The organism is Streptomyces liliifuscus (assembly GCF_016598615.1).
Lineage (GTDB): Bacteria > Actinomycetota > Actinomycetes > Streptomycetales > Streptomycetaceae > Streptomyces > Streptomyces liliifuscus.
Genome location: NZ_CP066831.1, coordinates 1140388 through 1152398 on the forward strand (window position 1 = coordinate 1140388; position 12011 = coordinate 1152398).

Annotated in this window: 10 protein-coding genes; all 10 read left to right on the plus strand. The window is 68.9% G+C overall.

Annotated elements, in window-relative coordinates; all coding sequences use genetic code 11:
* Positions 1-10: 10 nt before the first annotated feature.
* Positions 11-1030, plus strand: a complete 1020-nt coding sequence (locus JEQ17_RS04925) for a sugar ABC transporter substrate-binding protein (protein ID WP_200394043.1) — start codon at positions 11-13, stop codon at positions 1028-1030.
* A 5-nt stretch (positions 1031-1035) separates the two neighbouring features.
* Entirely contained in the window at positions 1036-2112 is a 1077-nt protein-coding gene (locus JEQ17_RS04930) for an ABC transporter permease (RefSeq protein WP_200394044.1), read from the plus strand.
* A 5-nt stretch (positions 2113-2117) separates the two neighbouring features.
* Entirely contained in the window at positions 2118-3044 is a 927-nt protein-coding gene (locus JEQ17_RS04935; protein WP_200394045.1) for an ATP-binding cassette domain-containing protein, read from the plus strand.
* Positions 3045-3206: 162 nt separating this feature from the next.
* A complete protein-coding gene (locus JEQ17_RS04940) occupies positions 3207-4064 on the plus strand; it encodes a sugar phosphate isomerase/epimerase family protein (protein ID WP_200394046.1) in 858 nt (285 codons plus the stop codon).
* Between the two features lie 225 nt (positions 4065-4289).
* Entirely contained in the window at positions 4290-5309 is a 1020-nt protein-coding gene (gene iolC / locus JEQ17_RS04945; protein WP_200394047.1) for a 5-dehydro-2-deoxygluconokinase, read from the plus strand.
* A gap of 4 nt (positions 5310-5313) precedes the next feature.
* Positions 5314-6186 (plus strand): Cgl0159 family (beta/alpha)8-fold protein, encoded by an 873-nt coding sequence (locus tag JEQ17_RS04950; protein WP_200394048.1) that lies wholly within the window; start codon positions 5314-5316, stop codon positions 6184-6186.
* Positions 6183-7076: a 5-deoxy-glucuronate isomerase gene (iolB, locus tag JEQ17_RS04955; protein ID WP_200394049.1), complete on the plus strand. Its 894-nt coding sequence runs from the start codon at positions 6183-6185 to the stop codon at positions 7074-7076. Before JEQ17_RS04950 ends, iolB begins: the two co-directional genes overlap by 4 nt.
* A complete protein-coding gene (gene iolD, locus JEQ17_RS04960; RefSeq protein WP_200394050.1) occupies positions 7076-8959 on the plus strand; it encodes a 3D-(3,5/4)-trihydroxycyclohexane-1,2-dione acylhydrolase (decyclizing) in 1884 nt (627 codons plus the stop codon). The genes iolB and iolD overlap by 1 nt, the downstream gene beginning before the upstream one ends.
* Before the next feature lie 29 nt (positions 8960-8988).
* Entirely contained in the window at positions 8989-10485 is a 1497-nt protein-coding gene (locus tag JEQ17_RS04965) for a CoA-acylating methylmalonate-semialdehyde dehydrogenase (RefSeq protein WP_200394051.1), read from the plus strand.
* Between the two features lie 57 nt (positions 10486-10542).
* On the plus strand, positions 10543-11985 hold the full coding sequence (locus JEQ17_RS04970; RefSeq protein WP_200394052.1) for a sugar porter family MFS transporter: 1443 nt from the start codon (positions 10543-10545) through the stop codon (positions 11983-11985).
* Positions 11986-12011: the final 26 nt, after the last annotated feature.

Sequence of the window (12011 nt, forward strand, 5' to 3'; positions counted from 1 at the left end):
TGCACGAACCATGAACCGCACATCCCTTCCCCGCTCCCGCAGAATCGTCCCCGCAGTGGCCGTGGCCGCCGCGGCCGCTCTGGTCCTCGCCGGCTGTTCCAGCAGTTCCGGTGGCAAGAAGGCCGAGGAGGGCTCGGGCGACGCGGCTGTCGGCAAGGCCGACACCCCCCGCATGACCATCGCGATGGTCACCCACGCGCCTCCCGGGGACACGTTCTGGGACATCATCCGCAAGGGCGCCCAGGCCGCCGCGGCCAAGGACAACGTCAAGCTCATCTACTCCAGCAACGAGAACGCGTCGACGCAGGCCAGCCTCGTCCAGAACGCGATCGACCAGAAGGTCGACGGCATCGCGGTCACTCTGGCCAAGCCCGACGCGATGAAGGACGTCGTCGCCAAGGCGCGCAAGGCCGGTATCCCGGTCGTCGGACTCAACTCCGGCATGGACCAGTGGAAGGACCAGGGCCTGCTGGAGTTCTTCGGCCAGGACGAGCTGGTCGCCGGGGAGGCGTTCGGCGAGAAGCTCAACGAGACCGGCGCCAAGAACAACATCTGTGTCATCCAGGTCCAGGGCCACGTCGGCCTGGAGCAGCGCTGCGCGGGTGTGAAGAAGACCTTCAAGGGCAAGACCACGAACCTGTACGTGAACGGCACGAACATGCCGTCCGTGAAGTCGACGATCAGCGCCAAGCTCAAGCAGGACACGTCGATCGACACCGTGGTCACGCTCGGTGCCCCCTTCGCACTGACCGCCGTGCAGTCGGTCTCCGAGTCCGGCAGCAAGGCGAAGGTGGCGACCTTCGACCTCAACAAGGAGATGGTCAGCGCCATCAAGGGCGGTGACGTCGAGTTCGCGGTCGACCAGCAGCCGTATCTGCAGGGCTACTTGTCGGTCGACTCGTTGTGGCTCTACAAGACCAACGGCAACTTCAGTGGCGGTGGCCAGGCGCCGGTGTTGACCGGTCCGGCGTTCGTGGACAAGTCCAATGTCGAGGCCATCGCGAAGTTCGCTGAGAAGGGCACTCGGTGAGCCCGATGATCCAGGCAGCAACGGCACCGGCGACGGGTTCCTCGTCGCCGGCTCCGCCGGCCGCCCCCAAGGACGGCCGGACCTCGCAACGGTCCCTGACCCGCAGGCTGGCGGCCCGCCCCGAGATCGGCGCGCTGATCGCGGCGATCGCCGTCTACATCTTCTTCTTCGCGGTGGCCTCCCCGTTCCGCGAGGCCGGCTCGCTGGCCAACGTGCTCTACGAGTCCTCCGTGATGGGCATCATGGCCCTGCCGGTGGCGCTGCTGATGATCGGCGGGGAGTTCGACCTCTCCGCCGGTGTCGCGGTCACCACCTCCGCGCTGACGGCGAGCATGTGGAGCTTCCAGCTCTCCATGAACGTATGGACCGGCGTCATCGTCGCGTTGCTGGTCTCCCTGGCCATTGGCGCGTTCAACGGCTACATGCTGGTACGCACCGGGCTGCCGTCGTTCCTGATCACGCTGGGGTCGTTCCTGATCCTGCAGGGCGCCAACCTCGCCATCACAAAGATCTTCACCGGGAATGTCGCGACCGACTCGATCAGTGACATGGACGGCTTCGACCAGGCCAAGAAGATCTTCGCCTCGGAGATCAGCATCGGCGGCGTCGACGTGAAGATCACCGCCTTCTACTGGCTGGTGTTCGCCGCGGGGGCGACCTGGCTGCTGCTGCGCACCAAGTTCGGCAACTGGATCTTCGCCACCGGCGGCAACAAGGAATCGGCCCGCGCGGTCGGTGTCCCGGTCACCTTCACCAAGATCGCCCTGTTCATGGGGGTGGGTGCGGGTGCCTGGTTCGTCGGGATGCACATCCTGTTCTCGTTCAACACCGTCCAGTCCGGCGAGGGCGTGGGCAACGAGTTCCTGTACATCATCGCCGCGGTGATCGGCGGCTGCCTGCTCACCGGCGGCTACGGCTCCGCGATCGGCCCGGTCATCGGCGCCTTCATCTTCGGCATGGTCTCCCAGGGCATCGTCTACGCCAACTGGAACCCCGACTGGTTCAAGGCCTTCCTCGGCGTCATGCTCCTGCTCGCCGCCCTCGTCAATCTGTGGGTCCGCCGCCAGGCCACCCGGAGGTAAAGCCCATGACCACCAACCCCACCTCCCCCAACGGCGCAGCGGTCAAGGACAAGCCCGACACCACCGAGCCGATCGTCGAACTCCAGGGCGCAGGCAAGGCCTACGGCAACGTCCGCGCCCTGCACGGCGTCGACCTCGCCGTATATCCCAGCCAGGTCACCTGCGTGCTCGGGGACAACGGCGCCGGCAAGTCCACCCTCATCAAAATCATCTCCGGCCTCCACCAGCACACCGAGGGCGCATTCCTCATCGACGGCCAGGCCGTCCAGCTCAGCAACCCGCGCGAGGCCCTGGACAAGGGCATCGCCACCGTCTACCAGGACCTCGCCACCGTCCCCCTGATGCCGGTGTGGCGGAACTTCTTCCTCGGCTCCGAGATGACCAAGGGCCCCTGGCCCGTCCGCCGCCTGGACATCGCGAGGATGAAGGCGACCGCGGACCAGGAACTGCGCCACATGGGCATCATCCTCGACGACCTCGACCAGCCCATCGGCACCCTCTCCGGCGGCCAGCGCCAGTCCGTGGCCATCGCCCGCGCCGTCTACTTCGGCGCCCGCGTCCTCATCCTCGACGAACCCACCGCAGCCCTCGGCGTCAAACAGTCCGGCGTCGTGCTGAAGTACATCGCCGCCGCCCGTGACCGCGGACTGGGCGTCATCTTCATCACCCACAACCCCCACCACGCCTACATGGTCGGCGACCACTTCAGCGTCCTGCGCCTGGGCACCATGGAACTCTCCGCCGCCCGCGCCGACGTCAGCCTCGAAGAACTCACCAACCACATGGCAGGCGGCGCCGAACTCGCCGCACTCAAACACGAACTCGCCCAAGTCCGCGGCGTCGACGTCGAAGAACTCCCCGAAGCCGAAGACCTCAAGACACCCACCACCACCGCTGCCTCCACTTCCACCTCCGCCGAAGGAAAGAGCTAACAGCGGCGAACGCAGCTGCCGCCCTCATCGCGAGGACCACTCAACCGCGTACCACCGCACGGCGGACCACCACACGGCGGAACAACGCACCGAGGACCTCCGCACCCAGGGCACCCCGATCCAACGCTCGACCGTCCCCCACCGACCCGAAGGCATTCCCTCATGAAGATCGCCCTCGATCCGTACATGATCCGCGACACCCCGCTGCTCGAACTACCCGCCGTGGTGGCCGAGTTGGGCTATGAGTGGATCGAGCTCTCACCCCGCGAGGACTTCATCCCGTTCTTCCGCCATCCCCGTGTCGACGACGCGACCGTACGGAAGTTCCGCAAGGCCCTGGACGCGGCGGGCGTCGGTATCTCCTCGATGCTGCCCCTGTTCCGCTGGTCCGGGCCGGACGAGGACGACCGACAGGCTGCCGTGCGGTACTGGAAGCGGTCCATCCAGATCGCCGCCGACCTCGGCGTGGACAGCATGATCTCCGAGTTCAACGGCCGCCCGGAGCAAGCCGACCGCAGCGAGGCGCAGTTCTGGAAGTCCCTCGACGAACTCCTCCCGGTCTTCGAGCGCGAGGGCATCCACCTGGCCCTGGAACCGCACCCGGACGACTTCATCGAGAACGGCTATGACGCGGTCAACCTGATTCGGGGCATCAACCACCCCAACGTCACGTTCCTGTACTGCGCCCCGCACACCTTCCACATCGGCAACGACGCCCCCGGCATCATCCAGTACGCCGGCGACCTGCTGACTCACGTGCACCTCGCCGACGCGTTCGACCACACGGCGTCGTCCGGCAACCGGTACATCCTCAATCCGCCCGGCACCCCCGCACGGATCCACCAGCACCTGGACATGGGGCAGGGCGAGGTCGACTTCGGGGAGCTCTTCCGGGAGCTGAAGGCGAACAACTTCGACGGCACACTGACCGCCTGCGTGTTCGCGTGGGAGGAACGAGCCCACGAGTCCTCGCGCTTCATGCGCGAGAAGATCGACGGATACCTGGCCGCCGGGTCCTGACGGACGCCGACGGGTCCCAACAGGCCCGGTGCCGTACGCGTGACTGTGACTCCTCCCGGCTCGGGCCTGACCTGCGGATCAGGCCCGAGCCGCCTGGCGAAATCTCGTAGTAACAACCTATTGACAGGACATTTAAGCGAAGGCATCGTTCTCCGCTGTAGGCGCTTTTAAAGCGCTTTAAGTCCACCGTCCCCGGGGATCTCCGGAGCGAAGGGAAATCGCGCTATGCCGTTGGAAGTGCTGACCATGGGCCGCGTCGGAGTGGATGTGTATCCGCTCCAGACAGGCGTGGCACTGGCCGAGGTCACCTCGTTCGGCAAGTACCTGGGCGGCAGCCCGACCAACGTCGCCGTCGCCGCCGCCCGTTACGGGCACTCCGCGGCCGTGATCACCAAGACGGGCCGCGACCCGTTCGGGGACTTCGTCCGCACGGCCCTGGACGGCTACGGCGTCGACACCCGCTTCGTCGGTACGTCGGACATCGCGCCAACCCCGGTGACCTTCTGCGAGATCTTCCCGCCGGACGACTTCCCGCTCTACTTCTACCGCCTCCCGAAGGCTCCCGACCTGGACATCCGCTCCGACGAGCTCGACCTCGCGGCGGTGCGCGACGCCCGCGTGTTCTGGATCACCGGAACCGGGCTGAGCGAGAACCCGAGCCGCTCGGCCACCCTCGCCGCCCTGGCGCACCGGGCGAAGGCGGGGACAACGGTCTTCGACCTCGACTGGCGGCCGATGTTCTGGAAGGACCCGGCGGCGGCCCGTACGTACTACGCCGAGGCCCTGCGCCACACCACCGTCGCCGTCGGCAACCTCGACGAGTGCGGGGTGGCCACCGGCGAGCGCGAACCGTACGCGGCCGCGAAGGCGCTGCTCGCCGCCGGGGTCGAACTCGCCGTGGTGAAGCAGGGGCCCAAGGGTGTGCTCGCCATGAACCGGGACGGCTCGACCGCCGAGATCCCGCCGGTTCCGGTGGACGTCGTCAACGGCCTCGGCGCCGGTGACGCCTTCGGCGGCGCGCTCTGCCACGGTCTGCTCTCCGGCTGGGACACCCGCCGCACCGTCTCCTTCGCCAACGCCGCCGGCGCCATCGTCGCGGGCCGGCTGTCCTGCTCCGACGCCATGCCGACCGAGGCCGAGGTGGAGACGAAGCTCCACCCCCTGGCCCCCGGTTCCTCCGGTTCCCCCGCTTCCTCCCCTTCCGGCTTCCCCGGCTCCCTCGACGACTCTCAGCGAGAGGTGTGACGACGTGCTGTCTGACAACGTGAGCCGGATCGTGGAGGCCCGGGTCGGCGATCCCGGTGCCGTCGCGGCGGCCGCCGCGCGACGCGTGCGCGCCACCTCGCTGCTCGGCGAGCACGGCAAGGCGATGATCATCGCGGCGGACCATCCCGCGCGCGGTGCCAACGGCGTCGGTGGCGACCCCACCGCCATGGCCGACCGCTTCAAGCTGCTGGACCGCCTGTGCGTCGCTCTGGAGCGGCCCGGTGTGACCGGTGTGCTGGCCACGGCGGACATCCTGGACGACCTGCTGCTGCTCGGCGTGCTCGACGGCAAGAGCGTCTTCGGCTCGATGAACCGGGCCGGGCTCGCCGGGTCGGTCTTCGAGATCGACGACCGCTTCACCGGCTACGACGCCGAGACGATCGCCGCGATGCGCTTCGACGGCGGCAAGATGCTCACCCGCATCGCCCTCCAGGACCCGGCCACGCCGTCCGTCCTGGAGAACACCGCGCGTGCGGTCGACGAGCTGAACGACCGTCAACTCATAGCCCTGGTCGAGCCGTTCCTGTCCACCTGGCAGGACGGCAGGGTCCGCAACGACCTCTCCACCGACGCGGTCGTCAAGTCGGTCACCATCGCCTCGGGGCTCGGCCGCCGCACCGCCTACACCTGGCTGAAGCTACCGGTCGTGGAGGACATGGAGCGCGTCCTGGCCGCCTCCACCCTGCCGGCGCTCCTGTTGGGCGGCGAGGTCACCGACCCGGACGCGGCCTTCGCCTCGTGGGGCAAGGCCCTCAAGCAGCCCACCGCACAGGGCCTGGTCGTGGGCCGCTCCCTGCTCTACCCCTCGGACGGCGACGTGGCCGGAGCGGTGGACCGGGCGGTGAGCCTGCTGTGAGCGACACGAGCAAGTACCACCTCCGCCACGGGACTTCGGCCGACGGCTCGTACGACCTCGTGGTCACGCCCGAGTCGGCGGGCTGGGGATACTCCGGCCTCAGGATCCTGACCCTGAGGCCGGGCGAGGCGCACGCCCTGTCCACCGGGGATTCCGAGTTCCTGGTCCTGCCGCTGACGGGCTCCTGCACCGTCACCACGGACGGCGAGGTCTTCGAACTCGCCGGTCGGACAGGCGTGTTCGCCTCGGCCACCGACTTCGCGTATCTACCGCGCGAGTCGGAAGCCCTGATGAGCAGCGCGCAGGGAGGTCTGTTCGCGCTGCCCTCCGCCCGTACCGAGCGGGGAGGTCACCCGGCTCGGTACGGGCGCAAGGAGGACGTGCCGGTCGAACTGCGCGGCGCGGGGAACTGCTCCCGCCAGGTCAACAACTACTGCCTGCCGGGCACGTTCGACGCCGAGCGGCTGCTGGTGTGCGAGGTGCTCACGCCCGGCGGGAACTGGTCCTCGTACCCGCCGCACAAGCACGACGAGGTCCGTACGGACGACAGCGGCAACCCGGTCGAGTCCGAGCTGGAGGAGATCTACTACTTCCAGGTCGCGGGCGAGGACGGCTTCGCCCACCAGCGGGTCTACGGCACCCCGGAGCGGCCCATCGACGTGCTCGCCGAGGTCCGTACCGGCGACACGGTCCTGATTCCGCACGGCTGGCACGGCCCGTCGGTCGCCGCACCCGGCTACGACCTCTACTACCTCAACGTCATGGCCGGTCCCGGACAGGACCGCGCCTGGCTGATCTGCGACGACCCCGCCCACGAGTGGGTCCGCGGCACCTGGGACGCCCAGGCGACCGACCCCCGGCTGCCGTTCGGGGCCAAGGAGACCGAGTGATGGAAACGATCAGGCTCACCACCGCACAGGCCCTCGTGCGCTTCCTGGCGAACCAGTACAGCGAGCGCGACGGCCAGGAGCAGCGGCTGATCCCCGGCGTCTGGGGCATCTTCGGGCACGGCAACGTGGCCGGTCTGGGCCAGGCGCTCCTGCAGGCCGCCGTCACCCAAGAGGCCGACCTGCCCTACTACTTGGCCCGCAACGAGCAGGGCATGGTGCACGCGTCGGTGGCGTACGCGAAGATGCGCGACCGGCTGGCGACCTTCGCCTGCTCGGCGTCGACAGGCCCCGGCTCCACGAACATGATCACCGGCGCGGCCCTGGCGACGACCAACCGGATCCCCGTCCTGCTGCTGCCCAGCGACATGTTCGCGACCCGCGCCGCCGACCCGGTCCTGCAGCAGCTGGAGGACACCCGTGGCGGGGACGTCACGGTCAACGACGCCTTCAGGGCCGTGTCCAAGTACTTCGACCGGATCTCCCGGCCCGAGCAGCTGATACCGGCCGCGCTGGCCGCGATGCGGGTCCTCACCGACCCGGTCGAGACCGGCGCCGTCACGCTCTCGCTGCCCCAGGACGTCCAGGCCGAGGCGTACGACTGGCCCGTCTCCTTCTTCCGGCGCCGGGTCTGGCATGTGGGCCGCCCGGTGCCGGAGGCCGCTGCCGTCGAGCGGGCCGCGCGTCTGTTGCGTGGTGCCCGCAGGCCGCTGGTCGTGGCCGGCGGCGGTGCCGTCTACTCCGGCGCCGAGACCCAGTTGCGCGCCTTCGCCGAGGCCACCGGCATCCCGGTCGCGGACACCCACGCGGGCAAGGGCGCGGTGCCCTGGGACCACCCGTACGCGGTCGGCGGCATCGGCTCGACCGGCTCGTACGCGGCGAACGAACTGGCGCGCGAGGCGGACGTCGTCCTCGGCATCGGCACCCGGTACAGCGACTTCACCACCGCCAGCCACACTGTCTTCGGCAACCCGGACGTCACGTTCGTCAACCTCAACGTGGCTCGCCTGGACGCCGTCAAGCACTCGGCGGAACCGCTGGTGGCCGACGCCCGGCTCGGTGTCCAAGCCCTCGCCGGGGCACTGACGGACTGGGAGGTCGCCCCCGAGTACCGCGACCGCACCCGCCAACTCATCGCCCGCACAAGGGAGATCGAGGAGGAGTGCTTCGCGGCCGACCGGCACACCGGTGAACTGCCCGCCCAGACCCAGATACTCGGCGCGCTCAACGACGTCCTGGGCGACCGTGACGTCGTCATCAACGCCGCCGGTTCCATGCCCGGCGACCTGCAACAGCTGTGGCGGGCACGGGATCCGAAGGCCTACCACGTGGAGTACGCGTACTCCTGCATGGGCTACGAGGTCGCCGCCGGCGTCGGCACGAGGATGGCCGACCCGTCGCGCGAGGTCGTCGTACTCGTCGGCGACGGCTCGTATCTGATGATGGCTCAGGAGATCGTGACCATGGTCTCCGAAGGCCTGAAGGTCATCATCGTCCTCGTCCAGAACCACGGCTTCGCCTCCATCGGTTCGCTGTCGGAGGCGCTGGGCTCGCAGCGGTTCGGCACCAAGTACCGCTTCCGCAACGGCGATTCGGGCCGGCTCGACGGTGACGTGCTGCCCGTCGACCTCGCCGCCAACGCCTCCTCGCTCGGCGCGGACGTCCTGCACGCCACCTCCGTCGACGAGTTCCGTGCCGCGATGGAGAAGGCGAAGGCGGCCACCCGCACCACGGTCGTGCACGTCGAGACCGACCTGTACGGGCCGAACCCGCCCGGCCACGGCTGGTGGGACGTGCCGGTGAGCCAGACCTCCGCCCTGGACTCCACCCGTGACGCGTACGAGACGTACGCCGCCCGCAAGCAGGCCCAGCGCCACTACCTGTAAGTCCCGTCCCCGCAAAGGAAACCCGCACCGTGAAGACCATCGAGCACTGGATCAACGGCTCCCCCGCCGCCGGGACCAGCCCGGAGACGGCCCCCGTGTTCAACCCGGCCACCGGTCAGGAACAGGCCCGGGTCGCCCTGGCCTCGGCCGTCGACGTGGACACGGCCGTCGCGGCCGCCACCGCCGCCTTCGAGACCTGGTCCGAGTCGTCGCTCACCCAGCGCACGCAGGTGATGTTCGCCTTCCGGCAGCTCCTTGTGGAGCACGAGGAGGAGCTGGGCCGGATCATCTCCGCCGAGCACGGCAAGACGGTCGACGACGCGCGTGGCGAGATCACGCGCGGCCGGGAGGTCGTGGAGTTCGCGTGCGGACTCGGCGACGTTCTGAAGGGGTCGTTCTCCGACCAGGTGTCGCGCGGTGTGGACGTGCACAACTTCCGCCAGCCGCTGGGGGTCGTCGCGGGCATCACACCCTTCAACTTCCCCGCCATGGTGCCTCTTTGGATGCACCCGATAGCCATCGCGACCGGCAACACCTTCATCCTCAAGCCCAGTGAGCGCGACCCCTCCGCCGCGAACTTCGTCGCCGAGCTCTACAAGCGGGCCGAACTGCCCGACGGCGTCTTCAACGTCGTGCACGGCGGCAAGGAAGCGGTCGACGCGATCCTCACCCACTCCGGCATCGAGGCCGTCTCCTTCGTCGGTTCGACGCCGATCGCCAGGTACGTCCACGAGACGGCCACTTCGCACGGCAAGCGCGTCCAAGCGCTCGGCGGGGCCAAGAACCACGCCGTCGTCCTGCCCGATGCCGACCTAAAGTTCGCAGCGAACCACATCACGGCGGGCGCGTACGGATCCGCCGGTGAGCGCTGCATGGCGGTGTCGGTCGCCGTCGCGGTCGGTGACGCGGCCGACGGTCTCGTCGAGATCCTGGAGCGCAAGGCGCGCGAGGTGAAGGTCGGTCCGGGGGACGCCGCGGGCACGGAGATGGGCCCGCTGGTCACCAAGGCCGCCCAGGAGCGCGTGGAGAACGCCGTCGGTGTCGCCGACGGACAGGGTGCCGCCGTGATCGTCGACGGCCGTGGCCTCAAGGTCGACGGCCACGAGGACGGCTTCTTCACCGGGCCGTCCCTCCTCGACCACGTCACGACCGAGATGGACGCCTACAAGGAGGAGCTGTTCGGACCGGTCCTCGCCGTCGTCCGCGTGGACACCCTCGACGAGGCGATAGGCGTCATCAACGCAAACCCGTACGGCAACGGCACCGCCTTGTTCACCGGCTCCGGCGAGGCAGCGCGCCGCTTCCAGCGCAACGTCAAGGTCGGGATGATCGGCGTCAACGTGCCGGTGCCCGTGCCGATGTCGTACTACTCCTTCGGCGGCTGGAAGGACTCCCTCATCGGGGACTCCCCCATCCACGGTCCCGAGGGCATCCGCTTCTACACCCGGCCCAAGGTCGTCACCACCCGCTGGCCGCAGCCCGCACAGCAGGTGACCGCCGGCTTCAACTTCCCCACATCCAGCTGACGGTTCGCCCTGCCCGCAGGAGCACGGCTCCCCCACAACAACTGCCAGGAGGTGGCCATGGACGTCAGGGACGACGCGACCGAGGCCCCCACACCAAGCACCACCAACGCGGACAACGACTCCCGCCGGGTCTACCGGCGGCTACGGACCATCACCGTCATCGCCACCTTCGGTGGACTTCTCTTCGGCTACGACACCGGTGTCATCTCCGGCGCGCTTCCCTTCATGGCCCGTGCGCCCGAGGACGGCGGGCTGGGTCTCAGCCCGCTGACCGAAGGGGTCGTCGCGTCGTCGCTCGTGCTCGGCGCGGCCTTCGGGGCCCTGTTCGGGGGCCGTCTCTGCGACCGCTACGGGCGCAAGCGGACGATCCTCGGACTGGCGGTGCTGTTCTTCATCGGCGCACTGGGAACTGCGCTCGCTCCCGACGTCACGGTGATGGTGCTGTTCCGGGTGCTGCTCGGGCTCGCCGTGGGCGGCGCGTCCGCCACGGTGCCGGTGTTCATCGCCGAGCTGGCCCCGGCCGAGCACCGCGGCCGTCTCGTGACCCAGAACGAACTGATGATCGTGACCGGCCAGTTGCTGGCCTACACGTCGAACGCGGTCATGGCCAACACCGTGGGCGAGGGCGGTGTGTGGCGCTGGATGCTCGCGATCGCCACGATTCCGGCCGTACTGCTGTGGTTCGGGATGCTGTTCGTTCCCGAGTCGCCCCGCTGGCTGGCCTCCCGCGGCCGGTTCGAGGACGCCGCCGGCACCCTGCGTCGGATACGCGACGAGGAAGCCGTCGAAGCGGAGTTCGCCGAGATCAAGCGCCGGGTCACCGCCGATGCCCATGAACCGCGGGCCGGCCGGCGCGACCTGGGCACGCCCTGGGTGCGGCGCGTCGTGACGTTCGGGTTCGGGCTGGCCGCCCTGACCCAGCTCACCGGGGTCAACTCGATCATGTACTTCGCGCCGACGATCCTGCTGGACACCGGCCTCGGCACACAGGCCGCACTCACTGCCACCATCGCCAACGGTGTCGTGGCGGTGCTCGCGGTCTCGACCGGGATGTGGCTGCTCGGCCGGTTCGGCCGGCGCCCCATGCTGCTGACCGGGCAGGTCGGCGTCACCGTCTCACTGGTACTGATCGCCTTCTGCTTCCTGGCCCTGCCCGAGTCGGCCGTCCGCAGCTGTCTGGTGCTGGCGTCCATGCTGACCTTCCTGCTGTTCATGCAGGGCTGCATCGCAACGGTGTTCTGGCTGATGCTCTCGGAGATCTTCCCGCTCCGCCTGCGCGGCTTCGCGATGGGCACGGCCGTCTTCGGCACCTGGATGGCCAACTTCGTGGTCACGCTGGTGTTCCCGCCGCTGATCGACGCGATCGGCGGGGCCACGTTCCTGATCTTCGCCGCGATCAACGCCGCCACGATCGCGTACTACGTGCGCAATGTTCCCGAGACGCGGGGCCGCTCGATGGAAGCCATCGAGAGCCACTTCCGCCGACAGTACGCCACCTGACCACGCCCTCCCTTTGACCCGTCCCC

What these genes read in the sequence shown, in the direction of transcription:
- JEQ17_RS04925 (WP_200394043.1), top strand. Translation starts at nt 11, where the DNA reads ATGAACCGCACATCCCTTCCCCGCTCCCGCAGAATCGTCCCCGCAGTG.
- JEQ17_RS04930 (WP_200394044.1), top strand. Translation starts at nt 1,036, where the DNA reads ATGATCCAGGCAGCAACGGCACCGGCGACGGGTTCCTCGTCGCCGGCT.
- JEQ17_RS04935 (WP_200394045.1), top strand. Translation starts at nt 2,118, where the DNA reads ATGACCACCAACCCCACCTCCCCCAACGGCGCAGCGGTCAAGGACAAG.
- JEQ17_RS04940 (WP_200394046.1), top strand. Translation starts at nt 3,207, where the DNA reads ATGAAGATCGCCCTCGATCCGTACATGATCCGCGACACCCCGCTGCTC.
- iolC (WP_200394047.1), top strand. Translation starts at nt 4,290, where the DNA reads ATGCCGTTGGAAGTGCTGACCATGGGCCGCGTCGGAGTGGATGTGTAT.
- iolD (WP_200394050.1), top strand. Translation starts at nt 7,076, where the DNA reads ATGGAAACGATCAGGCTCACCACCGCACAGGCCCTCGTGCGCTTCCTG.
- JEQ17_RS04970 (WP_200394052.1), top strand. Translation starts at nt 10,543, where the DNA reads ATGGACGTCAGGGACGACGCGACCGAGGCCCCCACACCAAGCACCACC.